A 26,459-nucleotide genomic window follows, 5' to 3' on the forward strand; every position below is an offset into this window, starting at 1 on the left:
ATTTATGACATCGTCCCCTCATGGCATCCAGTCCCTGCGACGAGAGGGAAAGACGCCATGCTGGAGCTGCGGCCGAACTGCGAACTCTGCGATTGCGACCTGCCGCCAAACTCGCTGGAGGCGCGGATCTGCAGCTATGAATGCACCTATTGCGCGGAGTGCGCCGAGAAGACGCTCGAAAACGTCTGCCCGAGCTGCGGCGGGGGCTTCGTGCAGCGGCCGATCCGGCCGGTTGGCGACTGGGGCGGGCTTGGCCTTGGCCTGGCGAACCGCCCCGCCGGCACGAAGCGACACCATTCGCAATGGACGCAAGAGCAGCGGCGCGAGCGGACCGAGCTGCTCCGCAACACGCCGCCGCAGGAGCGTTGACGCTCAGCGCCGCTCGAAATCGCGATGGACGTCGTGGGTGACGATCCCCGCGCCATCCGGCGGGATCGTCAGCCAGTCCTTGCGGGTCAGCGTCTGCTTGGTGTCCTCGTAGCCGGAGTGCCAGTGGTCGCTCATCGAGGTCCGCGAGAACTCGTGGTCCTTGGCATGGCTCTCATAGCTCTTCTGCTGGTAGATCAGCTGCAGGATGGTGTGCTCGGGGATCAAGGCGAGCTCATCGCGGAGCTTGCGATCCTCCTCGCTCAGGGCGTCCTCGGGGATGTGACTGAGAGCGTCATGGGTCTTCTTCTTCCAGCCCTGCAGGGTCTGGAACAGGTCGGTGACCATGCGGGTGCGCGAGGAGTACATGATGTCCTTGTGGCGCCCCATGACGTCCTGCATTGTCCGCGGGATCGGGCCGCGCGAGGAGAACAGGTCGACCTGGAAGATCAGCGAGTTCAGCGTGTCCTCCTGGGCGAGCAGATGCGACAGCGGCGTGTTCGAGACGATGCCGCCATCCCAGTAATGCTCGGTGCCGATCTGGACGGTCGGAAATGCCGGCGGCAGGGCGCCCGAGGCCATGACGTGCTCGGGCGCGATCTCCTCCTGGGTGTTGTCGAAATAGACGAAATTTCCCGAGAGCGCGTTGACGGCGCCGACCGAGAAATGGACCTTCTTGCTGTTGATCAGGTCGAAATCGACCAGCTCGAGCAGGGTCTCGCGGAGCGGTGCGGTGTCGTAGAAGCTGGTCGCGTCGGTGGCTCCGGCCGGCGCCAGCCAGGCATTGGTGCGCCGCGGCTCGAAGAAGCCGGGCTGGCCGAGCATGGTGGTCAGGAAGGACGAGGTCGCATTGCGCGCCTGACGGAAGATGTCGCCCTCGGGCGTGAACCACCAGACCTTGCGGTCGGTGATGCGGTCCCAGAACTCCTGTAGCCGTTCGATGCGCCGCTCGCGCGGATTGCCGGCGATGATCGCCGCGTTGATCGCGCCGATCGAGACGCCGGAGACCCAGTCCGGGGCGATATCGGCCTCGTGCAGCGCCTGATAGACGCCGGCCTGGTAGGCGCCGAGCGCGCCGCCGCCCTGGAGCACCAGCGCGACGCGGTCGCAGCGCTCCGGGCGCCAGCCGAGATAGCGGTCGGTAGAGGACGGCGCAAAAGGGGCGTTCATGGCGCGTATTCCGTTCGCTCGATCGTCAGGAAGAGCTGGAGTTGCCCATGTCTGGGGGGCGGGCGGTGACAGGCATGTGACGCGGGTGGCACCAGATATCGGTGTCATTGTCCCGTCAGGCAAGCTTCATCGCCCCGTCAGCTTGCTCTTCCACCTCAGCGGCATGGACCTTGCGACGCAGCTTCGCGTCGCAGCCTCGTGGCTGGGGAGATCACGCATGCTCAAAGGCAAGACGGCCGTCGTCACCGGCTCGACCTCCGGCATCGGCCTCGCCATCGCCCGCGCCTATGCGGCGGAGGGCGCGAACATCGTCATCAACGGCTTTGGCGCGCCGGAGGCGATCGAGCAGGAGCGCGTTGGCATCGAGGCTGATTTCGGCGTGAAGGCACGCTATTCGCCGGCCGACATGGCCCATGGCGGGGCGATCGCCGCGATGATTGCCGAGGCGGAAGCCGAGTTCGGCGGCGTCGACATCCTCGTCAACAATGCCGGCATCCAGTTCGTTGCAGCTGTAGAGGAGTTCCCGGTCGAGAAATGGGACGCGATCATCGCGATCAACCTCTCGGCCGCCTTCCATGCCATCCGTGCGGCGCTGCCGGGCATGAAGCAACGCAAATGGGGCCGGATCATCAACACGGCCTCGGCCCATGCGCTGGTCGCCTCGCCGTTCAAATCGGCCTATGTCGCGGCCAAGCATGGCATCGCCGGGCTGACCAAGACGGTCGCGCTGGAAGCGGCGACCTTCGGTATTACCGCCAACGCGATCTGTCCCGGCTATGTCTGGACGCCGCTGGTCGAGAAGCAGATCCCCGAGACCATGGCGGCGCGCGGGCTGACCAAGGAGCAGGTCGTCAACGACGTGCTGCTGCACGCGCAGCCGACCAAGCAGTTCGTCACCAGCGAGGACGTGGCGGCGCTCGCTGTCTTCCTGGCTTCCGATGCGGCAAAGTCGATCACCGGCGTCATCCTGCCGGTCGATGGCGGCTGGACCGCGCAGTGAGGGCATCGCCATGAACCGCCAGCAGATCCTCGACCTGCCCTCGATGCCGCTCGCCGGGCCGAGCTATCCGGCCGGGCCCTATCGCTTCATCGACCGCGAATACATGGTGATCAGCTACGAGACCGATCCGGAACTGATCCGCCATCACCTGCCCGAGCCGCTGATGCCGACGGCGCAGCCGATCGTGCATTACGAATGGATCAAGATGCCGGATTCCTCCGGCTTCGGCACCTATACCGAGACCGGCATCGTCATCCCCTGCCTGTTCGGCGAGGAGGAGGTCAGCTTCGTCTCGCAGATGTATCTCGACATCGAGCCGCCGATCTCGGCCGGCCGCGAGATCTGGGGCTTCCCGAAGAAGTACGCCCATCCCAAGCTCGAAGTGGTCAAGGACACCCTGACCGGCACGCTCGAATATGCCGGCCAGCAAGTCGCGATGGGCACGATGGGCTACAAGCACGAAAGCCTCGCCGGCAACGGCGTCAAGACCACGGCGATGCTGACCAAGACGCAGGTCAACCTGAAGATCATTCCCGGCGTCGACGGCGAGCCGGAGATCTGCCAGCTCGTCGCGCTCAACCTCACCGACATCACGGTGAAGGGTTCCTGGATCGGCCCGGGCCGGCTCCACCTGATCCCGCATGTCAACGCGCCGGTCGCCGATCTGCCGGTGCGCAAGGTGCTGGGCGCGCATCACTTCATCGCCGACCTGACGCTGCCCTTCGGCCGCAAGATCCACGACTACATGAAAGGCTGATACTGCGGGTTGCACTCGCGGCCGCGCCGACTATCTTGCCGCGCCGGGGGCGCGAAGGATCTCAGTGCGCGCATGATTGTCTCCTGGCTGGCGGGCTTGCGCCAGGCCGTCAGCTCGAAGCTCACCATCGGCATCGGCGGATTGCTGGCGCTCGCCATCACCTCCGGCCAAAGCCTGCTCGAAGCGCTGGAGCCGCCGGTTCTGCCGGCGCTCGCCGCGGGCGCGCCGCTCGATGCAGGCCGCTGGCGCATTGCGCTGCATGAGGCCAGGCTGACGACGCAGTCGCGGCCGGACGGACCGCCAGCGTCCGACGGCGCGCAGTTCCTGGCGCTCGATCTCGACGTCGGCAATCGCAGCTCTGAAACCGACAATACCTTCGCGCGCATCCTCATCGTCGATCCACCGGTCGAGGGGCTGCAGCCCAATCCGACCATCTGGCTGATGCGCGACAAGGCCATGCTGAGCGCCTTGCAGCCGGGCTTGCCCGAGCGCGTGCAGGTGATCTGGCGGCTGGCGCCCGGCGCGAAGCCGCCGGAGCGATTGCGCCTCGTCGTCATTGGCGAGACCTTCAAGCCGCGCGACAATCTGCTCGCCGCGCCGGGCTGGTTCAACCGCAAGCCGATCGCGGCTGCCACCCTGCCGGTGGCTCGCGCCGAGATAAGGCCGTGAGCGGTGCTTGCGCCAAGCTCGGCGCGCTGGTGCTGGCGGCCGTGCTGCTTGTCGGCATGCAGCGCTACACGCCGGGCTATGCCGAGATCACCGGGCCGATCCCGCTCAAGGGCGGTCTCGGCGAGACGCTGACCGGCCGGACCTTCTCGGTGCGGGCCGATAAGGTGCTGCTCGCCGAGAGACTGCGCTTCAAGGCCTATGGCCGCGAGGTCGAGCGCGATACGGGCGGAGTGTTCGCTCTGGTGATCGCCGGTCTCGAAGCCCAGCCCGCATCAGTCAATGTCGGGAGTGCGATCTGGCGCAGCGCGCAGGGCGCGCGCTTTCTCGCGAGCCCGCGCTTTCAGGGCGCGCCGCGCCTGCTCGGAACCGACCGGCTCGAGCCCGGCCTGCCGCAGCGAGGCCTCTTCATCTTCGAGATCCCGCGCGAATCGGTCGCGGGCGCGACGCTGCTGGTGGCCGCCTCGCGCTGGCCGCGGCTGGATACGCAGGCGGAGATTGCCTTGCCCGCGACGCTGGACGCGCCTGCGCCGCTGATCGACCTGAGCGAGCTCGCCTATGAGTGAGGTTGTCGTCTCACCGGGTGCCGCGCGGATGCGGCGTCTCAGTCTTTGGGCGCTGCCGATGGCGCTGGCGCTCGGCATTGTCCTGCAATCCCATGAGAATGCGTGGGAGTGGTGGCGCTCGCGAGAGCTCTTCGCGCGGGAGGTCCCGGCCAGCACCGCAGCGAGCCTCGGAGGCGCCGACTGGAAGCTGATGGGTCTGCGCCGTGTCGCCGAGCGAGCGGATGGCCGGGCCGTGATGCTGCTCGACATCGAAGCGGTGGTGCGCGATCCCGAGGCCTTCGCCGTGCTGCAGTGCCGGCTGGTGCTGGAAGCGCCGGACGGACGGCGCTGGTCGCCGCAATTCCTGACGCCGAGCGAGGTCAATCGCCTGCCGGAGCGGCGTGGTCAGACCATTCCGACCTGCACGCAGGCGCTGGCGAGCAAGCCGACCGCCGGCGCGACACTCAGAGTCAGCGAGGGCTTCGTGCTGCCGGCCGGGATGGACCGGCAAGTCAGGCCGGTGCTCAGCCTGCCGGCCGGGCGGCCGCACTATCTGCGCTTCGAGATTCCGGGCTAGCGCCGCTGCGGCTCTGCGCGGCGACGGCGGTTTCCATCACTGCCGCCAGCAGGCAGATGCGCAGGCTCTCGACCAGGATGCCGCCGCGAATTTCGCTGGGGCCGCCGAGCAGGAAGGCGATGGCGTTGGCGATCACCTGCCAACTGTCGAGATCGAGCGGGCCGATCAGGCGAGTGAGGCCGATCCAGAGCCAGGCTGCGGCGAAGCCGATGAAGCGATAGCCGACAACAAGCGCGATCAGCACCGAGAGACTGGCGCCGAAGGCGAGTCGGACGCTGTTGACGACCGGCAGATAGCGCGAGCGATAGCCGCCGATGAAATGCTCGGCGAAGTCGCGGATGGCCTTCGGCGCCGACTGCCAGCGCGCCAGGGCAGCGGCAGCGCGCCGGTCGCGGGCGAGCGCGGACGGGTCCTTGGCATCGTAGCCATAGATCGTCGCGGCCATCAGCAGCCAGACCAGCGGTAGCAATGCATAGAGGAAGAGGCTCTGCAGGCTGGTGCTGAAAGGTGGCGCAGCGAGGTCGATCGCCTCCGGCGTCGCCGCCTGGGCCTTGCCGATCAGCGACAGCGTCCAGTCCTGGATGAGCCGGAGATAGGGCAGGGCGACGGTCTTGAGCCAGGTCCAGGCCGTGTCCTTCCAGCGGGACAGGGCGTAGAGGCCGACGAAGATCCAGTTGGCATCGCAAGCGATCACCAGGAACTGCCAGAAGGGCGAGGGCCGACAGCTCTGGGCGGCTTTGGCGAGCTTGCGCACCAGCCAGGCAAGGCCGATGGCGAGCGCGAGCCAGAGTGAAAGCGGCACGGCGAGGACATCGACCTTCTCGCCGAAGCCGGCTTCCGACAGCGCCCTGACCGAATAGTCGCGGACGGTGTCGCCGAGAAAGCCCCAGGCGGCGTAGTAGGCGAAGAACGGGACGAGGGCGAGAGCAACGAGCCCGATCACGGCGCGCGCACCGGCGGGCTGCGGTGTGTCGGGTTGCTGGCTCGCGCCGGCGATCTGTAGGGCCGAGACCGCCGGCAGATAGGGCCGCAAGGCGATGAACATCAGCACGGTGACGACGAGCTTGGCGAGGACCAGCAGCGCGAGCATGGCGAAGCCCGCGAGGCTGTTGAGATAGCCGAGCCTCACTGCCAGCGGCAGCAACAGCTCATTGGCAATGGAGCCGAGCGTCGCGAGCAGCAGCAGGACGGGCCCGGCCTGGCGCCAGAGCCGGAGGAAGAGGCGGGCGAGGCCGGCGGTCTCTTGCATGGGCTGGGTTGTACAGGCTCATAGCCCCGGAATGAACCCCGCCAGTCTTGGGCGAAGCGCAGACCCGGGAATCTCGTGACGAGAACGCGCTGGTCGGAGCCTCCTCCCGCCCGAGATGCTCGGGTCAAGCCCGGAGCACGACGGCGAGAGCTTACCGCCCTCGCTTGGTCTCCAGGCTCCGGCTCCAGCGCGAGAGCGCAAAGCAGATCAGCCAGTAGATGGCGCCGGAGAAGACGTAGGCCTCCATGTTCATGCCGACCCAGGCGGGATCGGCGAGCGAGGCCTGCGCGATGCCGAGCAGGTCGAGGATCGAGACCACCAGCACCAGTGTGGTGTTCTTGACCAGCGCGATGAACTCGTTGGTGATCGCCGGCAGCGAGATGCGCAGCGCCTGCGGCAGGATGATGAACCAGGTCGCCTTCCAGTAGGACAGGCCAAGCGCGGTCGCCGCCTCGCGCTGGCCCCTCGGCAGCGCCTGCAGGCCGCCGCGCACGGCTTCGGCCATATAGGCGGCGATGCAGAAGCCGAGGCCGATGACGGCGCGGGCCAGCCGGTCGACGCCGATGCCGGCCGGCATGATCAGCGGCAGCAGCAGCGAGGCCAGGAAGATCACCGCGATGATCGGAACGCCGCGCCAGAACTCGATGAACAGCACCGAGATCAGCTTGACCACCTTGAGCTCGGACTGGCGGCCGAGCGCCAGCAGGATGCCGAGCGGGATCGCGATCAGGCTGGCATAGATCGAGATGAAGACGGTCAGCATCAGCCCGCCCCATTCGCGCGTCTCGATCGGCCTGAGGCCGAAGCCGCCGGCGAGCAGCCAGATTCCGAGCGGTGGCAGGATGACGAGCGCAGCGAGGCCGAGGCCCAGCTTCAGCCGCTTCGGCGCGAAGACGATCGCGGCGCCGGAGAGCGCGAAGAGGATGCCGGCAAGGTTCGGCCGCCAGCGCTCCTCGATGGGATAGAAGCCGTACATGAACTGGCCGAAGCGGGCCTTGATGAAGACCCAGCAGGCGCCGGTGCCGGCGCAGTCGGCGCGGGTCTGGCCGCTCCAGGTCGCGTCGATCAGGGCCCAGCGGATGATCGGCACGGCGATCCAGGCGATCAACGCGGCAAGCAGCAGCGTCACCACGGTGATGGTCGGCGATCCGAACAGGCGCTCGCGCCAGTTGGTCGGGAGGGATGCGGCGGCGCTCATCTGGTCACCAGCGCGATGCGAGCATTGTACCAGTTCATGAAGGCCGAGACCGCGAGGCCGATGACGAGATAGACCGCAAGCGTCATGGCGATGATCTCGATCGCCTGGCCGGTGTTGTTGAGCGCCGAGCCCATGAACAGGCTGACCACGTCGGGATAGGCGATGGCGGCGCCGAAGGACGAGTTCTTGAGAACGTTGAGGTACTGGTTGGTCATCGGCGGCGTCATCACTCGCAGTGCCTGCGGGATGGTGACGAGCCGCAGCGTCGGGCCGGGGCGCAGGCCCAGCGCGCTCGACGCCTCGATCTGGCCATGCGGCACCGACTGGATGCCGCCGCGCACGATCTCGGCGATGAAGCCGGCGGTGTAGGTGACCAGCGCCGCGAGCAGCGCGACGAATTCAGGGATGACGACGAAGCCGCCGCGATAATTGAAGCCGCGCAGCACGGGAATGTCCCAGCGCGTCGCCAGCGTCGCCCAGGCGAGCGCGAGGGCGGGGATGAGCAGCAGCAGGACGAGACCGACGCGCAGGATCGGCGCGTCCTGTCCGGTCTCCTCCTTGCGTCGCCTGGCCCAGCGCAGGAAGAGCCAGTGCAGCAGGCAGGAGATCGCGATCGCGATGAAGGCGTATTTGAAGTTCGCGCCGGCATCGGGCAGCGGAATGGTCAGGCCGCGATTGTTGAGGAAGGCGACGCCGAAGACCGAGAGGCTCTCACGCGGGGCGGGCAGAGCGGCGATGACGCCGAAATACCAGAACAGCACGAAGAACAAGAGCGGGATGTTGCGGACGAACTCGACATAGGCGCCGGCGATGGCTTGGACGAGCCAGATCGAGGAGAGCCTGGCGATGCCGATCAGGAAGCCGAGCGCGGTCGACAGCACCAGCGCGATCACCGTCACCAGCATCGTATTGGCGACGCCGGCCCAGAACAGCGCGAGGATGTTGTCGGACTGGGTGTAGTTGGTCAGGACGAAGGGCACCTCGATGCCCGAGGTGCGCCAGAGGAAGTCGAAGCCCGAGGCGATGCCGGCCTGGACCATGTTCTGCGAGGCGTTGCGGATGAAATAGACCAGCAGCGCCACGAGGCCGATCAATAGCGCCGCCTGGTAGAAGACGTCGCGGACGCGCTTGTCGTTGATGAAGGCGAAGGCTTTGCTCAAGGGGCGGCCGTCCGGCTTGGGGCGTCATTCTCGGGCGCAGCTAAGCTGCGACCCGAGAATCTCCTGACACGAAGGCTGGTTTCCGAGATGGTCGGGTCAAGCCCGACCATCTCGGGAGCATCTCACTGGAACGGCGGGGTGAAGAGCAGGCCGCCCTTGGTCCAGAGCTGGTTCTGGCCGCGCTCGAGCTTCAGCGGCGACTCCATGCCAACGGTACGCTCGAAGCTTTCGCCATAGTTGCCGACCTGCTTGATCGCCTTGTACATCCAGTCGTCAGGCAGGCCCATCATCGCGCCGAAGCCGCCCTCGGCGCCGAGCAGGCGGCGGACCTCGGTGTTCTTCGAGTTGGCCTTCATCTCGTCGACGTTCTTGGAGGTGACGCCGAGCATCTCGGCGGCAATGGTGCCGTTCAGCACCCAGCGCACGATCAGCTGCCAGCGCTCGTCGCCATAGCGGGTGACCGGGCCCTGCGGATCGTTCGAGATCGGCTTGGTCAGGATGACGTGGTCGTCCGGAACCTTGAGCTTGGCGCGCTGGCCGGCGAGGGCGCCGACGCCGGCGGTATAAGCGTCGCAGCGGCCGCTGTCATAGGCCGTGATCGCGTCGTCGTTCTTCTGGAAGTTGGTGATGGTGACCTTGAGGTTGCGCTCGCGGAACCAGTCGGCGGCGTTCTTCTCCTCGGTCGAGCCGGCGGCGACGCAGACCGAGGCGCCGTCGAGCTCCTCGGCCGACTTCACGTTCGCCTTCTTGCGGACGATGAAGGTCTGGCCCTCGTAGAAGTTGATGCCCTGGAAGTTCAGGCCGAGCGTGGCGTTGCGCGAGAAGGTGATGGTCGAGTTGCGCGAGAGCAGGTCGACCTGGCCCGATTGCAGGATCGGCCAGCGCTGCTGCACCGAGGTCGGCGTGAACTTGACCTTGGTGGCGTCGCCGAGCACGGCGGCCGCGAGCGCCTTGCAGTAATCGACGTCGAGACCGGTCCATTCGCCCTTGTCATTGGCGAAGGAGAAGCCGGGCAGGCCGAGATGCACGCCGCATTCGAGATGGCCACGCGCCTTGATGGCGTCGAGCGTCGGGCTGGGCGCGAGCTGCTGCGCGGAAGCGGCGAGGGTGCCGCCGGCGAGCAGCGCCGCGGCGAGAGCTAAGGTCTTCATGTCCATTCCCCATCCTGTGGCGTCATGACGCCACGTCCGGGCGACTATGCAACAGCCCGATGGGGAAAGGTAAGGGGGGTGGGACGGTTTCCTGCCAATCCCTGACGTAGCCGCCGCAACGCCGGCTATCTACCAGCCGCGCTGGGCCTTGATCGCCCGCTTCTGCGCGTCCTTCTGCTGGCGCCAGTAATCCTTCTGGGCGTCGAGCTGCATGCGCTGCCAGTCGCGGATACGGTCCTTGCGCGAGGTCGCGTCGCGATAATCGTTCCAGTCGTAGTGATCATCGTTGACGTCGTCGTCGCCGAGCGCGTCGAAGAACTTGCGCAGGGCCGAGCGGGCAGGCTCCACCGGCAGTGCGGAGGCGACCCCGGAGAGAGGCGCGAAGGCCGGCGCGGCCGAGACACTGGAGCCGACGGCAAGAGCGGCGGCGAACGACAGGAGGGCGATACGGATCGTCATGGTGATGCTCCCCCTCGTCACTGGGCCGAGCGCGCGAAGCTATGCGGCAGCTCGGGGCTGAGCCAGCGCATCTGGCTGATCTTGCCGGCGGCGTCGGTCTCGAAGCGCAGGCGGACGAAGGGCTCGCCGCCGGACATCTCGGCCGGTGCGACGAAGGCGCCGACCGGGGCCAGCCGCGCCTGGAACAGGTAGGGATCGTCCCTGTTCGGCTCCAGCAGGAGCTGCGCCTCGGTCTTCTCCAGCGTCAGGCCGAGCTTCCCGCCCGTGAGCGCCACGGTGGCGTCGCCCAGGATCGGCGAGCCGTAGCTGCCGGCAAACCCGGCGGCGAGTGGCGAGATCGGGCCGGGTACGAAACCGGCAGCTTCCGCCTGCGCCGCTTCGCGACGGGTCTTGGCGGCGGCGGCTGCGAGGCCGACATTGTCGACGGCGGGATTGCCGAGCACGCGGTCGTAGAACCACATCGCCAGCGCGTCCGGCAGGCCGAGATTCTCGAGATTGGTCAGGATGACGATGCCGGTCTTGCCGTCGGGCAGGAAACCGGCATGGGCGCCGAAGCCGGCCGTGCCGCCATTGTGCCAGATGATCCGACCGCGCGGCGTCGCGGTCGCGACCCAGCCGACGGCATAGGAGCTGCGCTCGTTCATGGCGACGCGCGGGGTCCAGGTGACGTCGAGATTGTCCTCGGAGACCAGGAGCTTGCCCTCGAAATGGCCGCGGCCGAGTTGCAGGCGCAGCCATTTCGCCATGTCGGGGATGTTCGAGTTGAGCGCTCCGGCCGGCCCGAGCGCATAGGGGAACGAGGGATGAAAGGGCACGGCGACCGGCGGCTCGGCGAAACGATGGCCCTGCGCATGGTTGGGCACTGCGGTGATCGCCTCGGCCGTGGCGGTCGTCTCGCCCATGCCGAGCGGGGTCAGCAGGCTGGTCTTCAGCGAGTCGAACCAGGATGGCGTGCCGTTGACCTTGGCGACGATCTCGCCGCCGACGACATGCGGGATGTTGAGATAGCGGAAATCGGAGCGGAACAGCCCGAGTTGCGGCGCGACCCGCAGCGAGCGGATCAGCGTCTGTCTGTCGTAGCCCAGCATGGTGAGCGCGTCGTTGACGTAAGCCGTCAGGCCCGAGCGCTGGGCGGCGATATCGAGCACGCGGAAATCGCGGGTGACCCAGGGATCGGCGAGCTGGAATTCAGGGACATGGTCGATGACCGGATCAGTCCACCCGAGCCGGCCGGCATCGACCGCCTGCGCCAGCGTGGTGGTGAAGAAGGCCTTGGTGGTCGAACCGATCTGGAAGATCGTCTCCGGCGTGACCTGCTCTGGCTTGCCGAGCGCGCGGACGCCGAAGCCCTTGGCGAAGATCAGCTTGTCCTCGTGGATCACGCCGACGGCGACGCCCGGCACCGAAAAGGCCTTCATGCCCTCAACGACCTGCTTCTCGAAGTCCGGCAGTAGCGTTTCGATCGAGGCTTGCGAGGGCTGCTGCGCTTGCACCGAGGCATCGGACATGACGGCCAGGCCGACGACGAGCGCGGCCGCGATAATGCGCTTCATGCGGATGTCCCCCGTATCCAAAAGGCCGGCAGATCGAGCCGCCGAAAGCGGGGTCGACCGCCGGCGCGCCAAACTCCCACGCCATGTCCTGCCTTAAGGTAAACTTCATCAGGACATTGTGACGGGATTGGGCCGTTCAGCCCGGCAGGAAGGCGAGCTTCCCGTCCTCGCCCCTGACGGTCTCGATCGCAACGCCATAGAGCGCGGCGAGCCGCTCCGGCGTCATGAGTTCGCGTGCCTTGCCGCTGGCGAGGGCCTGGCCGTCGCGCAGCAGCATCGCCCGGTCGGCATAGCGCAGCGCCTGGTTTGGGTCGTGGCTGGTGAAGAGCACGCCGAGGCCCTCGCCGGCGAGGCGGCGGATCTGGTTCATCACCTTGCCCTGATTGCCGAAATCGAGGCTCGCCGTCGGTTCGTCCAAGATGACGTAGCGCGGCTCCTGCGCCAGCGCGCGGGCAATCATCACGAGCTGACGCTCCCCGCCTGAGATCTCGGTATAGGCGCGCTGCGCCAGATGCGCGATGCCGAGCCGGTCCAGCATCGCCCGTACCACGTCCCGGTCATGGCCCGACGGTGCCGCGAACAGGCTGGAGCGCGCGGTCCGCCCCATCAGAACGACCTCGCTCACGGCGAAGGCGAAGGTGCCGGCATGGACCTGCGGCACATAGGCGAGGGCACGGGCCCGCTCGCCTATGGAGAGCGCCGCCAACGGTTTGCCATCGAGTCTGAGCGTGCCGCCCTTTGTCGGCAGCAGGCCGAGCAGGGTCTTCAGCAGCGTCGTCTTGCCATGGCCGTTGGGGCCGAGCAGGGCCAAGACCTCGCCGCCAGCAAGGTCGAGCGCGATGTCGCGGCCGATCTCGCGCTCACGGTAGCCATAGGCCAGGGCGGAGGCTTCCAGGCTCACGACCAGCCTCCGCGCGCCGAGGCGAGCAGCCAGATGAAGAATGGCGTGCCGATCACCGCGGTGAGGATGCCGAGCGGCGTTTCGACCGGGGCGGCGGTGCGCGCCAGCGTGTCGATGGCGAGCAGGTAGCCGCCACCGAGCAGCGCTGCCGTCGGCATGAGGCGGCCGAAATCGGGACCGACCAGGAAGCGCGCGAGATGCGGCACGACGAGGCCGACCCAGCCGATGATGCCGGCAGCCGCGACGCTCGCCGCCGTCACCAGCGTCGCGGCGGCGACGATGGCGATCCGTAGCGGGCCGGTGGCGAGGCCAAGCGCGCGCGCCTCTTCCTCCGGCAGCGACATCACGTTCATGCGCCAGCGCAGCGCCAGCAAGATGACGGCGCCGATCAGGACCGGGCCGAGCAAAGGGATGAGATCGGGCTTGGCCGTTCCCGCGAGGCTGCCGAGCAGCCAGAAGGTCATGGCCGGAAGCTGGTTGTAGGGATCGGCCCAGTACTTCACCAGGCCGATACCGGCGCCGAGCAGCGAGCCGACGACGACGCCGGTCAGCACCAATACGAGCACGGGGTCACCGCGCCGGATCGTCGAGCCGACGGCATAGACGGCGCCGACCGCGACGAGCCCGCCGACGAAGGCGGCGAGCTGGATGCCGAACAGGCCGAGCGAGAGATAGATGCCGATGACCGCGCCGAGCGCTGCGCCCGAGGAGGCCCCGAGGATATCGGGCGAGACCAGCGGATTGCGGAACAGGCCCTGGAAGGCGCAGCCGGCAATGGCGAGCGCCGATCCGCACAGGATTGCCGCGACGATGCGCGGGCCGCGGATGTTCCAGACCACGGTCTCGACCTGGGCCGGAAGGCCGGAGGGCTCGCCGGTGAGAACCGACCAGGCGAGGCGGCCGAGATCGCCGGGAGCGACCGGAAAGCGCCCGAGCGCGAAGGCGGCGAGCACGGCGAGCGCCAGCAGGAGAAGGGCGATCAGGTTGCCGCGCAGGGAGGAGGTCATCGGATCAACGGCGTTTCGCCGGCCAAGTGACCACGACATGGTCATCCCGGACAAGCGGCGAAGCCGCGCCGATCCGGGGTCCATTCCGGAACGGTTCAGGCATGGATCCCGGGTCTCCCTCCGGCCGCCCGGGATGACTGAGATGGTGAACCATCACCCCCGCCCGGCCAGCACGCGGTCGAGCTGCGCCTCGCTCGGCGTCACCTGGTAGAACAGCGTGTGGAAGTCGCGGGCGAGCTTGCGGATGTCCTCGGGGAATTGCGCGGGATAGAGCAGCTTTGCCAGCCACCACAGGCCGATCGCCCGGTTGACCGAGGGCGGGAAGTCGACCCAGCCGAAGGGCAGCTTCGGCGAGAGATGGACGCGGCCCTCGCGCACCGCCTTCACGCCGGCCCAGTTCGGATCGCTGCGCACGCTTTCGGAGAAGGCGAGGTCGATGGTGACGATGACGTCCGGGTTCCAGGCCAGCACCTGTTCGAGCGAGACCTGGGCGAGACCGCTGCCCTGCTGTTCGGCTGCGGCGTTTCGGGCGCCGAGGAAGGAGAGCGTCTCTACATTGATCGAGCCGCCGAGCCCGGTCTCGAGCCCCCGCGGGCCGCGCGCATAATAGACGCTCGGGCGCTTCTCGGCCGGGATCGCGGCGATGCGGCCGCGGATTGTCGCGAAACTGTCCTCGCACCAGCGCGCCAGCGTCTCGGCGCGCTCGGCCCGGCCGGTGAGCTGGCCGAGAATGCGATAGCTCGCCGGGGTCTCCCCGAAGCGGCCGTCAAGCAGGGCATAGGGGATGCCGGCCTGCTGCTGCACGCGCTCGGCGAGCTCGATATAGGTGCGGCCGGTCGAGCCGGAATCGACGATGAGGTCCGGCCTGGTCTGCAGCACGGCTTCGAGATTGGCGCTGTTGCCGCGGCCAGTGATGCGGCCGATCTCGGGCCGGTCGCCGATGCCGGGCAGCAGGAATTCGCGCTCCTCCGGCCGGTTGGCGCGCGGCCAGCCGATCAGCAGGTCGGGCGCGAGCGTGTAGACCAGGATTGCCGCCGGCGGCCCGGCGGGGAAGATGCGCTCGACCTTGCCGGGAATTGTGATCTCGCGACCGGCGCCATCGCGAATGGTCGCGGCGCGGGCGAGGCGCGGGGCCGCGATCGTCGCGCCGAGGCCAGCGAGGACGGCGCGGCGATCAGGATGCGGCATGGGAGGTTTCCGTCGCGCCGTGCGAATGGCTGCAGCGAAAAGGCTTGATGTCGATGAGCGGCGTGCCGTCGAGGCAGTCGAGTCCGCGCACCAGCAGGACGCCATTCTCGACGCCTTCGAGCTTCACCCGCGACAATGCGATCGGGTTCGGTCGCACCGGCGAGCGCAGCGCGAAAGTTCCTAGCGTATCGCCGCCGCGCGGCGTCTGCGTCAGCAGATCGCGCCGCGCCTCGTGCATCCAGTAAAGCAAATCGAGTTCGGCGAAGGTCTCGATGCCCTTGAGCGCCGCCTGCCAATGTGGGTCGATCTCGACGCGGCAGAGCGGCCCGTCCTGCCGGCCCTGGCGTGGGCAGTCGTCACGCGTCGCGAAGGGCGTGCGGATGCGGCCGATGAAGACGAGGCGGGCGTCGCTGCGCTCGGGCAGAGGTGCTTCGGTTTCGCCGGGCCGGGTCGCTTGCCAGTCCATGATCTTGCTCTTCCCGCTATCCCTCGCGCGGCAGGCCCGGCACCGTGAAGCCGTGCCTTGCCAGAATCGCTTGCCCCTGCGGCGAGAGAATGAACATGGCGAACCGGTAGCCGCTCAGCGAGGCCCTGTTCAGCACCGTCAGTCCGTAATCGGCGCCGACAGCGAGCTGGTCCGGCAGGCGCAGCATCGCGATCCCTGGCTGCTCCTTCGCAAGCGGCCGGGCATTGGTGCAATAGGCCAGGAAGATGTCGGCCTCGCCGCTCGCCAGCTTGTGACCGTAGACGTTGAGGCCTTCGGGCGCCGGTAGGCAGTCCGGTGCACCGGTGAGCTTCAGGGCCTTGGCTTCGAGCGCGGCCCTGGCGCCGGGCTTCATCGCTTCGGCCCTGGCGAATATGGCGAAGGCATAGTCGCCCGACGGATCGGCCTTTGGCGTCGACGTACCGAGCTTCACCTTCGGATCGAGCATCAAATCGAGCAGAGTGGCGCGCGTCGCCACCAGTCCCGGCCGCAGGAAGGCGCAGAGCTCGTTGCGGGCGAAGAGCACGGCCGGGCCGGCCAGCCCGCCGCGCGCCAACGCCTGCGGATGCTCCAGATTGGCCGAGGCGAAGACCTCGCCGGCCTCGCCCCCGATGAGCCGGTCCTTAAGCAGGCCGGAGGCGCCGAATTTCCCGGAGATGGGGATCCCCGTCTCGGCCTCGAAGGCGTCGGCGATGTCGAGCAGGGCCCCGCGCAGGCTGCCGGCGGCGTACAGGCTAACCGGGGACGCCGCGACCAAGATCTCACTTCCCTTCGCGCGGCAGGCCGGGCGCGACGAAGCCGTGCCGCGCCAGGATGCGCTGCCCATCCGGCGAGAGAATGAACATCGCCAGCTTGTTGGCGTTCGGCGAAGCGCCGTTCATCACCGTCAGCCCGTAATCCGCCCCGACCAGCAGCTTCTCAGGCAGCCGGACCATGCGGATGCCCGGCTGCTCGCGCGCGATCGGATCGGCATTGGTGCAGTAACCGAGGAAGAGATCGGCGGCGCCCGTCGCCAGCAGATGGCCGGTGCTGTTGCGATCCGGCGGGGTCGGGGCGCTGTTCGGGCCGCCGACGAGCTGCAGCGCCTTGGCTTCCAGCGTTGCCTTGGCCCCGGGCTTCAGCGCCTCGGCCCTGGCGAAGACCTGCCAGGCATAGTCGCCTGACGGATCGGCCTTTGGCGTCGAGGTGCCGAGCTTGAGCTTGGGATCGAGCATCTGCGCGAGCAGGGTGTTGCTGGTCACGTCGAGCCCGGGACGGGCGAAGGCGCAGGTCTCGTTGCGGACGAAGAGCACGACCGGGCCAGCCTTGCCGTCCTTCGCCAGCGCAAGTGGGTGTTCCATGTTCGCCGAGGCGAAGACCTCGGCCGCCTCGCCCTTGGCGAGAGCCTCGCGCAGCAGGCCGGAGGGGCGGAAGCTGGTCGTGACCGGAATCCGTGCGGAGGCTTCGAAGGCCTTGGAGACCTCGGTCAGAGCATTCTTCAGGCTGCCGGCGGCGTGGAGGAGCACGGGCTTCTGCGCCTGCTGCGCCGGTGCGAGTGCCGGCCACAGGCTGACGAGGGCGGCGAGCGCGAGCCTCCGCATCAGGTTATGCCCCCGCCTGGCCGGCATTGGGGAAGAACAGCTGCTGGCCGTCGATCTTATAGTCGGCGATCGCTTTCTGGCCTTCCGGGCTGGTCAGCCAGTCGGCGAAGAGCTTGCCGTCGGCGACCTTCACATGCGGGTGCTTGGCCGGGTTCACCGACATCACGCCGTACTGGTTGAACAGGCGCTGGTCACCCTCGACCGAGATGACGAGATCGCCGCGGTTCTTGAACGAGATCCAGGTGGCGCGGTCGGAGAGGACATAGGCGCCCATCGCACCGGAGGTGTTGAGCGCCGCACCCATGCCCTGGCCGATCTCGCGATACCAGGAGCCCTTCTGCGCGGCGATGTCGATGCCCGCGACCTTCCAGAGATTGAGCTCGGCGGCATGGGTGCCGGACTTGTCGCCGCGCGAGACGAAGGGCGCGGCCTTCTCCTGGATCTTCTTCAGCGCGGCGACGATGTCCTTGCTGCCGGCGACGCCGGCGGGATCGCTCTTGGGGCCGATCAGGACGAAGTCGTTGTACATCACCGGGCGGCGCTCGGTCGAAAAGCCCTCCTCGACGAATTTCAGCTCCTGCGCCCTGGCGTGGACGAAGACGACGTCGGCGTCGCCACGGCGGGCAGTGTCGAGCGCCTGGCCGGTGCCCTGCGAGATGACGCGAACCTCGATGCCGGTCCTGGCCTTGAACAGCGGCAGGATGTGGTTGAACAGGCCGGAATCCTGGGTCGAGGTGGTCGAGGCCACGGTGATGAAGCGCTCGCCTGCTGGGGCCTGGGCGAGCGTAATACCGGTCAGGCTGAGGAACAGGCCGGCAGCGAGGAGAGAGCGGCGGGGCAAGGTTGTCATCGGGCGTTTCTCCAGTTGTCGTCTTTGTGGGTCACCAGAGCAGCTCTCCTGCCAGGAAGGCACGCGCCTCGGCCGAATGGGGGCCGGCGAAGAAATCCTTGGCCAGTGCGTCCTCGACCAGGCGGCCGCGATGCAGGAAGAGCACGCGGTCGGCGAGGCGGCGGGCCTGGCCGAGATCATGGGTCGACATCATCACGGTGATGCCCTCGGCGACGAGGCCGGAGAGCAATTCCTCGATCTGGCGCGTCGCGGCGGGGTCGAGCTGCGAGGTCGGCTCGTCCAGGAAGAGCAGTTCGGGCCGCAGCGCCCAGGCGCGGGCGATGGCGAGCCGCTGCTGCTCGCCGCCGGAGAGCAGGCGGGCCGGCTGGCCGGCGCGTTCCGCGAGGCCGAAACGCTGAAGCGCCTGTGCCGCACGCGCCTTGCGCTCGGCGCCATTGCTGCCAGCAGCGGCGAGGGCATGGGTGATGTTGGCCTCGACCGAGCGGCGCAGCATGATCGGTTTCTGGAAGACCATCGCATGGCCTTTCCTCTGTCCCTTGGCGCGGGCTTCGGCTCCGGCGGCCCAGCGCACAGTGCCGCGGCTCGGCGTCAGCAGGCCGTGGCAGAGGCGCAAGGTCAGCGACTTGCCGGCGCCGTTCGGCCCGAGCAGCACGGTCAGCCCGCCGGCCGGAATGACGAAGCTGTTGGGCGCGACCAGCAGCTTGCCGTCACCGAAGAAGGCGGCGGCCTCGACGGTGAGCGGCAGGATCGAGGATACGCTCAGCATGGTGGCTCAACCCGCATAGCGCGCTCCGATACGGCTGGCGCCGAAGGCTATGGCGTTGATCATGAGCGTCAGCGAGAGCAGGACGAGACCGAGGCCGAGGGCCAGCGGCAGGTCGCCTTTCGAGGTCTCCAGCGTGATTGCCGTCGTCATGGTGCGGGTGTAGCCGGCGATGTTGCCGCCGACGATCAGGACGGCGCCGACCTCGGCGCTGGCCCGGCCGAAACCGGCGAGCAGAGCCGTCGCCAGCGCGAAGCGTCCGTCGAAGAGCAGGGTGGGGATGGCGCGCAGGCCGTCCAGGCCGACCGAGCGCAAATGGTCGCGATATTCGCTCCAGAGATCCTCGATCACCTGCCGGGTCAGCGCGATCACGATCGGCAGCACCAGGATCACCTGTGCGATGATCATCGCTGTCGGCGTGAACAGCAGGCCCAGTGGTCCGAGCGGGCCGGAGCGCGAGAGCAGGAGGAAGACGGCGAGGCCGGCGACGACCGGCGGCAGCCCCATCAGCGCATTGAGGCAGACGATGATGGCAGCGCGGCCAGGAAAGCGTGCCAGCGCCAGGGCGGCACCGAGCGGCAGGCCGATCAGCGCCGCGATCAGCACGGCGGTCAGGGTGACGCGCAGCGACAGGAAGACGATGCCGAGAAAGCCCGGATCGAGCCCGACCACCAAGGCAAAAGCCGCCTGAAAGATCGCGCCGACGTCCAAAGCCTGCTCCCTGCGCTTGCCTTGAGATTGCAAGCATTTGCAATTGGTAGAGTTCAATGCGACCAAATGCCAATGTCGTAATCAGCGCAGGCATGTGCAGGTTGATGCAGGATCAGATCTGGCTCACTACCGAGGAAGCGGCCTCATATCTGCGCCTCAAGGAGCGGAAGCTCTATGAACTGGTCGGGCAGGGCGCGGTGCCCTGCACCAAGGTCTCCGGCAAATGGCTGTTCCCGCGTGGCGGCCTCGATCGCTGGCTCGAGGCCGGGTTGTCGCGCCCGGCCGGGTTCGACGCGGTCCCGCCACCTCCGATCGTCGGTGGCAGCCAGGATTCGCTGCTGGAGCTCGCGATCCGCGAATCCGGCTGCGGGCTGGCGCTGCTGGCCGAGGGCTCGCAGGCCGGGCTCGACCGGCTGGTGCGCGGCGAGGTCGCCATCGCGGCGCTGCATCTCCACGCGACGCCGGATGACGACGCCGCCAATCTCGCCGCAATCCACGCCGAGCCCTCCCTGCACGATGCGGTGGTGATCAATTTCGCCCGGCGCGAGCAGGGGCTGCTGATCGCACCCGATAATCCGATCGGGATCGACGGGCTCGGCACGGCGATCGCCAAAGGCGCCCGCTTCGCCCAGCGCCAGCGCGGCGCCGGCGCGCAATTGCTGCTGCTGAGCTTGCTCGAACGCGCCGGGGTTCCCTCCGGTCGGATGATCGTCGCCGACGGCATCTGCGCCACCGGCCAGGATCTGGCGCTGGCGATCCGTTCCGGACGGGCCGATTGCGGCATTGCGGCGCGCGCCATCGCCATGGCCTTCGGCCTTGCCTTCCTCCCCTTGGTCTGGGAGCACGTCGATCTGGTGATGCGCCGGCGGAGCTATTTCGAGCCGGCGACCCAGAAGCTGCTCGCCTGGATGCGTAGCCCGGACATGGCGGCGCGGGCGAAGGAGTTCGGTGGCTACGACCTCTCGATCAGTGGAAGCGTGCGGCTCAACCGCTGAATCGATCGAGCAAGATGCGATGGAGACCGTAATGTCGTTCGATAGCGAAGCCCTGATCGCGGCGGCCTTCCAGGTCGCCGGTGATTTCACCTGTTCAGAAGATTGCTCCGCCGGCGGCGTGGCGTCAGCGCTGCTCACCGCCGCGGGCAGTGTCCATACCGGCATCTGCATCGACACCGCCTGCAGCCTCGGCTTCTGCGCCGAGCATGCGGCGATCGCCGAGATGCTGAAAAGCCGGCAGACGAAAATCAGGGCGATCGTCGCCGTCAATGCCGATGGCGAGATCATGCCGCCCTGCGGGCGCTGCCGCCAGCTGATCCGTCAGGTCGACCCGGAGAACTGGCGCACCTCGGTGATCGTGGCGACGGGCACGGTCGTCCCGCTGGCGGAACTGCTGCCCTATGGCGAGGCGAGCGCGCCGCCAGCCTAGGCGCCGTCCGCGAAACAAGCTTGCAAATCATCAGGGCAATTGCAGCGCCTGTTGCACTGGTGCCGGCATAGTCTTCCGGCTGAGTGAAGCAGGCGAGGACAGCCCGTGACGACCGATCTCGACAAGCTCGTGCAGGAGATGACCGGCTGGCGGCGCAATCTGCACGCCCATCCGGAGTTCGGCTTCGAGGAGACGCGCACCAGTGCCTTCGTAGCGGCCAAGCTGCGCGAGTTCGGGCTGGACGATGTCGCCGAGGGCATCGGGGGCACCGGCGTCGTCGGCACGCTGACGCGCGGCAGCGGCAACCGGGCGATCGCGCTGCGGGCCGATATGGATGCGCTGCGCATAGCCGAGCAAAGCGAGTTTTCCCACCGCTCCGGCAATCCCGGCGTCATGCATGCCTGCGGCCATGATGGCCATACCGCCATGCTGCTGGGCGCCGCGAAGCTGCTGGCGGAGGAAGGTGGCTTCGACGGCACCGTGCGCTTCGTCTTCCAGCCGGCCGAGGAATGGGGGCGCGGCGCACTCGCCATGCTCGCTGACGGGCTGATGGAGCGCTTTCCGTTCGAGGAGATCTACGGGCTGCACAATGCGCCGAAGCTGCCGGTCGGCAAGTTCCAGACCCGGACCGGCCCGATCATGTCGGCGGAGGACAATTTCGAGATCGTCCTCACCGGCGTCGGCGGCCACGCCGCCCGCCCGCATGTCGGCAACGAGACCCTGGTCGCCGCCTGTGCCCTGGTCACCAGTCTGCAGACGATCGTCTCGCGCCGCCTGAGCCCGGCTGAGATCGCCGTCGTCTCGGTGACGGAGCTGATCACCGACGGCACCCGCAACGCCCTGCCGGGGCAGGCACGCATCCTCGGCGATGCCCGCAGCTTCCACCCCGAGGTCAGCGCGGATATCGAGGCGCAGATGCGCGTGATCAGCGAAGGCATCGCCCGCGCCTACAATGTCGAGCAGTCGGTGAGCTATACGCGTGAATTCGTGCCGCTGCTCAACCAGCCGGCCCAGACCGAGGCGGCACTGGAGGCGGCGCGGAACGCGCTCGGGCCCGAGAACGTCTCGGTGGTGTCCGAGCCTTTCACCGGCTCGGAAGACTTCGCTCGCTTCCTGGCGCATGTGCCGGGCTGCTTCTCCTTCGTCGGCAATGGCGATAGCGCGCCGTTGCATAACCCGCGCTACGACTTCAACGACGAAGGCCTGATCCACGGTGCGCGTTTCCACGCCGAGATCGTCAGGCGGCGGTTGACGTTGGGGTGAGGCAAACATGAAAGCTCTGGTCATCATCGACATGCAGATGGAGATGCAGCACCGGATCGATGCCGGCAGGGATTGCGTCAATTCCGACGCGCCGGACCGGCTCGCCATGCTGTCTGAAGCGTTCCGCAAACGCGGGCAGCCTGTCATCCACATCCGTCATAGCGCGGATGACCCGGCTTCGCCGTTCCATGCCGACGCCGCGGGCCATCAACCCATGCCATGTGCCAAAGCGGTTGAGGGCGAGCCGATCTTCCTGAAGCGGACATCATCCGGGTTCGCCTCGACTGACCTCGAAGCCTATCTGCGTGAGAATGGCATCACGGATCTGCTGGTCACCGGCGGGGTGGCCGGGTACTGCGTCAACTCCACGGTTCGGGCTGGAGCCGATCTCGGCTTCAACATGACCGTGGTAGGCGATGCGGTGATCACCTTCGATCTACCCGGGCTGTCGGCACGCACGATTTTCGACGTGACGATGGCGCATCTCGAATCGGATTTCGCGAAGATCGTCGACTCCGCAGCTGTGCTGGCCGCATGGAATCGCGCCAGCTGATGCCGTTCGCAGCGAGCCTCAGCACGGGCAGCATCAGCCCCGCTCAAACCTCTGCCAGACGCAGACCTTGTGCACGTATTCCCGGTCGCGCTCGGCCTCGCCGAAGGGCGCGACCGGCCAGAGCCAGCTCTCGTCCTCCTTCGGCAGGCCGACGCCGTACATCAGGTCGAGCCGATCATGGATCGCTCCGCCGCGGTCGCGCTCGACCATCTCGACATCGCTGATCAGGCAGACATGGCCCTTGAAGCGGGCGAGGTCGTCGAGATGCCAGGCGATGCAGCGGGCCGGCAGGTTCGCGGGCAGGGTGGCGGCCCGGGCGGGATTGTCCTCGAGCCAGTCGGCAACCGGCCAGGCGAGCTGCGAAAGCAGGTTGGCGGATATGATAAGATCGACACGGTCATCGGCGACGAGGTCCGCGAGCGGGTCCTGCCGGCCCTCCGCCTCGGCGGCGAGCCAGGCCATGGCGCCGGTGAGGTCCCGGCTGAGCAGGCTGACTTTCGGCTGCCGCCAGAGCCTCAGACGCAGCAGCGGCAGATGAACGATATCGACAAGCACGACCTCGTCGAAGCTGGTGCAGAGCATGCCCAGCGGGATGTCGCGGGCGGGGCCGGAGCCGAGCACCACGACCTTGCGGCGGCGTGGCAGGGAGGCTGCGACCTCGGCGATGATGGCGCGGCAGCGGGCCCGGTGCGGCTCCCAGGCCTTGCGTTGGCGCCGGCCGCGCGACCAGAGCCCGACACTCTGCCGCAGCAGGCCGAATCGGCGCGCAAGCGGCGCGGCCGGCGTCAGGGCTCGCAGCGCCAGCTCGGCGAGCACGATTAGCTGAGTGCCCCGCGCGCCGCCACCGGCCAGACCGCCTCGACATGAGCGTCCGGGCCGCCCAGGCCGCGCACGCAGACATACCAGTCGTGCAGGTTGACGGTCGGGTCGCAATGGCCGGGCACGAGCAGCACCCGGTCCCCGCGATGCGGCACGGCGACGGGATCGCCGGTCAGGATGCCGTGCTCGTCGGAGGGCTTGGTGTAGACCACGCCGTCGCGCTGCCAGGGCACCGGCATCCCTGAATCGACCGCGGCGGCCTTGTGACCGGCGTCGACGATGGCACGATCCGGCACCGGCTTGCTCATCACCCCCGCGAGCACGAACAGCGCGTGCTGGAAGGTGTTGAAGGTCGAGCCGTCAGCCATGCGGTTGCGGGCATAGTCGGCGTCCATGAAGATGTAGGAGCCGCATTGCAATTCGTTCCAGATGCCGGAGCGGCTCTCCAGCTCGTAGGTGCCGGTGCCGGCGCCGCCGACGGTCTCGCAGGCGAGACCGGCCTGGGCGAGGCGCTCGATCGCATTGCGGGTGAGAAGCCCTGCGCGCTCGATCGCCTCACTGCGCTCGTCGACCGAGCGCATGTGCTGGGCCGAGCCGTGATAGGCCTGCACGCCGCGGAAGCGCAGCGTGTTGCTGCGCGCCACCGCTTCGGCGAGCCGGACCGCCGCCTCGCCGGGGGCGACGCCGCAGCGGCGCCCGCCGATGTCGAGCTCGACCAGCACGTCGAGGACGACGTCATTGCGCGCCGCTGCTTCGGCGGCCTCGCGCACGCCCTCGATATGATCGACGCAGAGCCCGATTCGGGCCTCGCGCGCGAGCTTTGCCAGCCGGTCGAGCTTGGCGGCGCCGGCGATCTCATTGGTGACGAGCACATCGGTGACGCCGCCGGCGACCAGGATCTCCGCCTCGCCGACCTTCTGGCAGCATTGCCCGACCGCACCATGGGCGATCTGGCGCAGGGCGATCTCCGGGCTCTTATGCGTCTTGGCATGGGGGCGCAGGCGTATGCCCGTCGCCTCGGCGAAAGCCGCCATGGTGACGAGGTTCCGCTCGAAGGCGTCGAGATCGATGATCAAAGCGGGCGTATCGATCTCGGCGAAGGACTGTCCGGGCCGGGCCGGCGGGGGAAGGGGCATGGGTTCTCGAATCTGGTGAATCAACTCATGGCCATGGGACGTCAGGTTCTTGTCCGGAGCAAGACCGGCAGTGGCGCTCGCATGGCGGCCATGTTAGGCCGCGCGCCATGAAGATCGGCCGCGTCACCGACGACACCTTTGCACTCTTCGCCCGAGTCTGGCGCGAGCGCGGGCGGCAATACACGCCGCAACTCATCGCCATCCTCGGTCTCGTCGTGGTCATCGCGGCGACGACGAGCTTCTATCCACTGCTGATCAAGGCGGCCTTCGATGCCTTCGCCGATCCCGTAGGGGCCGAGGCGACCGGCTTCGTGCGCCGCATGGAGCGGCTGGTCTCGAAGTCGATCGATTTCGAGATCGGCGTCGTCAACGCCGTCGCCGTCGTCGTGGTGATCGTCACTGCGATCAAGGGCTTCTCGCTGCTGACCCAGACGGTGATGACCAACAGCGTCGTCAGCCGGATCGAGGCCGACATGCAGAGCGCGCTCTACAACCATCTGATCGACGCCGACCTGGCGCAGCTCCAGAGGGAAAACCCGGCCTCGCTCACCCAGCGCTTCACCACCGACTTCACCTTCGTCAAGGAGGCGCTGACCCGGCTGGTCAACATCGCGGTCCGCGACGTGATGACGGCGATCGCGCTGGTCGGCGCCATGCTCTGGATCGATTGGAAGATGACGGCGGTCGTGCTGCTGATCGCGCCGGTCGTCGCCAGGCCGATCGGCCGGATCGGCAAGAAGCTGCGCCGCATGGCGGCCTCGCAGCAGGAGCAGACCGGCCTAATGGCGAGCCTGGTCACCGAGAGCCTGCAGGGTGCGCGCGTCGCCAAGACCGATTCGCTCGAGCCTTATCTGAAGGAGCGCGCGGCCGGTGCCTTCGAGACGATCCGGGCGCTGAAGATGAAGGCGGCCAACGCCCGCGGGCGGCTTGATCCGTTGCTGGAGGTCGCCGGCGGGCTTGCGGTCGCCGGCGTGCTCGCGGCGATCGGCGTGCGCATCACCTCGGGCAGTTCCACCGTCGGCGATTTCACAGGTTATGTCTCGGCGTTGCTGCTCGCGGCCCAGCCGATGCGCTCGCTCGGCAATCTCAACGCCATCGTCCAGGAGGCGGGCGCCTCGCTGAAGCGCTATTACGCGCTGATCGACGAGAAGTCGCTGATCACCGAGCGCCCCGACGCCAAGCCGCTCGCGGTAGGCGGGGGCGCGGTTGCCTTCCGAGACCTGCGCTTCCGCTATCGCGACGACCAGCGCGGGCTCGAAGGCATCGACCTCGTCGCCGAGGCCGGCAAGACCACGGCGCTGGTCGGCCGTTCCGGCTCGGGCAAGTCGACCATGCTGGCGCTAGTGCCGCGGCTCTATGATCCCACCGAGGGCCGGGTCGAAATCGACGGGCAGGACATCCGCGACGTGACCCTGCGCAGCCTGCGCGGCCAGATCGGCGTGGTCAGCCAGGATGTCGTGCTGTTCGACGACACGGTGCGCGCCAATATCGGCTTCGGCCGCCCCGGCGCGAGCGAGGGGGACATCGTCGCCGCGGCCAGGGCGGCGGCGGCGCACGACTTCATCATGGCGATGCCCGACGGCTACGACACGAAGGTCGGCGAGCGCGGTTCGCGGCTTTCCGGCGGCGAACGCCAGCGTCTCGCCATCGCCCGCGCCATCCTCAAGGATGCGCCGATCCTGCTGCTCGACGAGGCGACCAGCGCGCTCGACACCCAGTCGGAGAGATTGGTGCAGGAGGCGCTGGCGGAGCTGATGAAAGGCCGGACGACGCTGGTCATCGCGCATCGGCTGTCGACCGTGCGGGAGGCCGACCAGATCGTCGTGCTCGACGAGGGCAAGGTGGTCGAGACCGGCGACCATGACGGGCTGATCGCGCGCGACGGTGCCTATGCGCGGCTCTACCGGCTGCAGTTTGCCGAGGGCTGA

29 protein-coding genes are annotated in these 26,459 nt (G+C 67.9%); 11 read left to right on the plus strand and 18 right to left on the minus strand.

The window, feature by feature from the left end:
- Nucleotides 1-57: 57 nt before the first annotated feature.
- Entirely contained in the window at nucleotides 58-369 is a 312-nt protein-coding gene (locus CXY91_RS14860; protein WP_100962129.1) for a DUF1272 domain-containing protein, read from the plus strand.
- Between the two features lie 3 nt (nucleotides 370-372).
- On the opposite strand, the gene CXY91_RS14865 is transcribed toward CXY91_RS14860, so the two are convergent.
- On the minus strand, nucleotides 373-1,536 hold the full coding sequence (locus CXY91_RS14865) for a patatin-like phospholipase family protein (protein WP_100962130.1): 1,164 nt from the start codon (nucleotides 1,534-1,536) through the stop codon (nucleotides 373-375).
- 217 nt (nucleotides 1,537-1,753) lie between these two features.
- Between CXY91_RS14865 and CXY91_RS14870 the strand changes: the two genes are divergently transcribed.
- The 5 genes from CXY91_RS14870 (at nucleotide 1,754) to CXY91_RS14890 (ending at nucleotide 5,081) form a co-directional block, all read left to right on the plus strand.
- Complete coding sequence (locus tag CXY91_RS14870; protein WP_100962131.1) at nucleotides 1,754-2,536, plus strand: 3-hydroxybutyrate dehydrogenase; 783 nt, start codon at nucleotides 1,754-1,756, stop codon at nucleotides 2,534-2,536.
- A gap of 10 nt (nucleotides 2,537-2,546) precedes the next feature.
- Nucleotides 2,547-3,293 (plus strand): acetoacetate decarboxylase, encoded by a 747-nt coding sequence (locus CXY91_RS14875; protein ID WP_091842536.1) that lies wholly within the window; start codon nucleotides 2,547-2,549, stop codon nucleotides 3,291-3,293.
- Nucleotides 3,294-3,365: 72 nt separating this feature from the next.
- Nucleotides 3,366-3,962, plus strand: coding sequence for a hypothetical protein (locus tag CXY91_RS14880; protein WP_100962132.1), 597 nt, complete (start codon nucleotides 3,366-3,368; stop codon nucleotides 3,960-3,962).
- Nucleotides 3,959-4,525 carry a hypothetical protein gene (locus CXY91_RS14885; protein WP_100962133.1) on the plus strand — a complete coding sequence of 189 codons (567 nt, stop codon included), beginning with the start codon at nucleotides 3,959-3,961 and terminating at the stop codon, nucleotides 4,523-4,525. Before CXY91_RS14880 ends, CXY91_RS14885 begins: the two co-directional genes overlap by 4 nt.
- On the plus strand, nucleotides 4,518-5,081 hold the full coding sequence (locus CXY91_RS14890; protein WP_158673427.1) for a hypothetical protein: 564 nt from the start codon (nucleotides 4,518-4,520) through the stop codon (nucleotides 5,079-5,081). Before CXY91_RS14885 ends, CXY91_RS14890 begins: the two co-directional genes overlap by 8 nt.
- On the opposite strand, the gene CXY91_RS14895 is transcribed toward CXY91_RS14890, so the two are convergent.
- The 15 genes from CXY91_RS14895 to CXY91_RS14965 all read right to left on the minus strand — a co-directional run bounded on the left by CXY91_RS14895 (nucleotide 5,029) and on the right by CXY91_RS14965 (nucleotide 19,335).
- Nucleotides 5,029-6,330 carry a hypothetical protein gene (locus tag CXY91_RS14895; RefSeq protein ID WP_100962135.1) on the minus strand — a complete coding sequence of 434 codons (1,302 nt, stop codon included), beginning with the start codon at nucleotides 6,328-6,330 and terminating at the stop codon, nucleotides 5,029-5,031. The two genes, CXY91_RS14890 and CXY91_RS14895, sit on opposite strands and share 53 nt — an antisense overlap.
- Before the next feature lie 151 nt (nucleotides 6,331-6,481).
- Nucleotides 6,482-7,528 (minus strand): amino acid ABC transporter permease, encoded by a 1,047-nt coding sequence (locus tag CXY91_RS14900; RefSeq protein WP_100962136.1) that lies wholly within the window; start codon nucleotides 7,526-7,528, stop codon nucleotides 6,482-6,484.
- Nucleotides 7,525-8,688 carry an amino acid ABC transporter permease gene (locus tag CXY91_RS14905; RefSeq protein WP_199777451.1) on the minus strand — a complete coding sequence of 388 codons (1,164 nt, stop codon included), beginning with the start codon at nucleotides 8,686-8,688 and terminating at the stop codon, nucleotides 7,525-7,527. The genes CXY91_RS14900 and CXY91_RS14905 overlap by 4 nt, the downstream gene beginning before the upstream one ends.
- A gap of 122 nt (nucleotides 8,689-8,810) precedes the next feature.
- Complete coding sequence (locus tag CXY91_RS14910; protein WP_199777452.1) at nucleotides 8,811-9,845, minus strand: amino acid ABC transporter substrate-binding protein; 1,035 nt, start codon at nucleotides 9,843-9,845, stop codon at nucleotides 8,811-8,813.
- A gap of 123 nt (nucleotides 9,846-9,968) precedes the next feature.
- Nucleotides 9,969-10,298, minus strand: coding sequence for a hypothetical protein (locus CXY91_RS14915; protein WP_091842397.1), 330 nt, complete (start codon nucleotides 10,296-10,298; stop codon nucleotides 9,969-9,971).
- A 17-nt stretch (nucleotides 10,299-10,315) separates the two neighbouring features.
- On the minus strand, nucleotides 10,316-11,851 hold the full coding sequence (locus CXY91_RS14920) for a serine hydrolase (RefSeq protein ID WP_100962137.1): 1,536 nt from the start codon (nucleotides 11,849-11,851) through the stop codon (nucleotides 10,316-10,318).
- A gap of 136 nt (nucleotides 11,852-11,987) precedes the next feature.
- A complete protein-coding gene (locus CXY91_RS14925) occupies nucleotides 11,988-12,752 on the minus strand; it encodes an ABC transporter ATP-binding protein (protein ID WP_100962138.1) in 765 nt (254 codons plus the stop codon).
- Nucleotides 12,749-13,759, minus strand: a complete 1,011-nt coding sequence (locus tag CXY91_RS14930; RefSeq protein ID WP_248307499.1) for a FecCD family ABC transporter permease — start codon at nucleotides 13,757-13,759, stop codon at nucleotides 12,749-12,751. Before CXY91_RS14930 ends, CXY91_RS14925 begins: the two co-directional genes overlap by 4 nt.
- Nucleotides 13,760-13,912: 153 nt before the next feature.
- Nucleotides 13,913-14,947 (minus strand): iron ABC transporter substrate-binding protein, encoded by a 1,035-nt coding sequence (locus tag CXY91_RS14935; protein ID WP_100962139.1) that lies wholly within the window; start codon nucleotides 14,945-14,947, stop codon nucleotides 13,913-13,915.
- The gene (tsaA, locus tag CXY91_RS14940; protein WP_100962140.1) at nucleotides 14,934-15,413 is read right to left on the minus strand and encodes a tRNA (N6-threonylcarbamoyladenosine(37)-N6)-methyltransferase TrmO; all 480 of its coding nucleotides are present in this window, start codon (nucleotides 15,411-15,413) and stop codon (nucleotides 14,934-14,936) included. The genes CXY91_RS14935 and tsaA overlap by 14 nt, the downstream gene beginning before the upstream one ends.
- Nucleotides 15,414-15,429: 16 nt before the next feature.
- Nucleotides 15,430-16,188, minus strand: coding sequence for a molybdate ABC transporter substrate-binding protein (locus tag CXY91_RS14945; RefSeq protein WP_199777453.1), 759 nt, complete (start codon nucleotides 16,186-16,188; stop codon nucleotides 15,430-15,432).
- Between the two features lie 4 nt (nucleotides 16,189-16,192).
- Nucleotides 16,193-17,011 carry a molybdate ABC transporter substrate-binding protein gene (locus tag CXY91_RS14950; protein WP_199777454.1) on the minus strand — a complete coding sequence of 273 codons (819 nt, stop codon included), beginning with the start codon at nucleotides 17,009-17,011 and terminating at the stop codon, nucleotides 16,193-16,195.
- A gap of 4 nt (nucleotides 17,012-17,015) precedes the next feature.
- Nucleotides 17,016-17,861, minus strand: coding sequence for an ABC transporter substrate-binding protein (locus CXY91_RS14955; RefSeq protein WP_100962142.1), 846 nt, complete (start codon nucleotides 17,859-17,861; stop codon nucleotides 17,016-17,018).
- A 31-nt stretch (nucleotides 17,862-17,892) separates the two neighbouring features.
- The gene (locus CXY91_RS14960; protein WP_100962143.1) at nucleotides 17,893-18,627 is read right to left on the minus strand and encodes an ATP-binding cassette domain-containing protein; all 735 of its coding nucleotides are present in this window, start codon (nucleotides 18,625-18,627) and stop codon (nucleotides 17,893-17,895) included.
- A gap of 6 nt (nucleotides 18,628-18,633) precedes the next feature.
- Nucleotides 18,634-19,335 carry an ABC transporter permease gene (locus CXY91_RS14965; RefSeq protein WP_425285478.1) on the minus strand — a complete coding sequence of 234 codons (702 nt, stop codon included), beginning with the start codon at nucleotides 19,333-19,335 and terminating at the stop codon, nucleotides 18,634-18,636.
- A gap of 104 nt (nucleotides 19,336-19,439) precedes the next feature.
- Here CXY91_RS14965 and CXY91_RS14970 point away from each other — a divergent pair, with 104 nt between their 5' ends.
- The 4 genes from CXY91_RS14970 (at nucleotide 19,440) to CXY91_RS14985 (ending at nucleotide 22,576) form a co-directional block, all read left to right on the plus strand.
- Nucleotides 19,440-20,330: a helix-turn-helix transcriptional regulator gene (locus CXY91_RS14970; RefSeq protein ID WP_100962144.1), complete on the plus strand. Its 891-nt coding sequence runs from the start codon at nucleotides 19,440-19,442 to the stop codon at nucleotides 20,328-20,330.
- Nucleotides 20,331-20,361: 31 nt separating this feature from the next.
- Nucleotides 20,362-20,760, plus strand: coding sequence for a cytidine deaminase family protein (locus CXY91_RS14975; protein WP_100962145.1), 399 nt, complete (start codon nucleotides 20,362-20,364; stop codon nucleotides 20,758-20,760).
- A gap of 138 nt (nucleotides 20,761-20,898) precedes the next feature.
- Nucleotides 20,899-22,023: a M20 aminoacylase family protein gene (locus CXY91_RS14980; protein ID WP_100962350.1), complete on the plus strand. Its 1,125-nt coding sequence runs from the start codon at nucleotides 20,899-20,901 to the stop codon at nucleotides 22,021-22,023.
- Between the two features lie 7 nt (nucleotides 22,024-22,030).
- Entirely contained in the window at nucleotides 22,031-22,576 is a 546-nt protein-coding gene (locus CXY91_RS14985; protein WP_100962146.1) for an isochorismatase family protein, read from the plus strand.
- Nucleotides 22,577-22,609: 33 nt separating this feature from the next.
- Here the strand turns inward: CXY91_RS14985 and CXY91_RS14990 are convergent, their stop codons facing one another.
- Both CXY91_RS14990 and CXY91_RS14995 read right to left on the minus strand, forming a co-directional pair.
- Nucleotides 22,610-23,392: a hypothetical protein gene (locus CXY91_RS14990; RefSeq protein ID WP_100962147.1), complete on the minus strand. Its 783-nt coding sequence runs from the start codon at nucleotides 23,390-23,392 to the stop codon at nucleotides 22,610-22,612.
- A 2-nt stretch (nucleotides 23,393-23,394) separates the two neighbouring features.
- A complete protein-coding gene (locus tag CXY91_RS14995) occupies nucleotides 23,395-24,531 on the minus strand; it encodes a DSD1 family PLP-dependent enzyme (RefSeq protein WP_100962148.1) in 1,137 nt (378 codons plus the stop codon).
- 107 nt (nucleotides 24,532-24,638) lie between these two features.
- Between CXY91_RS14995 and CXY91_RS15000 the strand changes: the two genes are divergently transcribed.
- On the plus strand, nucleotides 24,639-26,459 hold the full coding sequence (locus CXY91_RS15000; RefSeq protein WP_091842371.1) for an ABC transporter ATP-binding protein: 1,821 nt from the start codon (nucleotides 24,639-24,641) through the stop codon (nucleotides 26,457-26,459).

Origin of the sequence: Allobosea sp. FBZP-16 (assembly GCF_002831785.1) — a bacterium.
Taxonomy (GTDB): Bacteria; Pseudomonadota; Alphaproteobacteria; order Rhizobiales; family Beijerinckiaceae; genus Allobosea; species Allobosea lupini.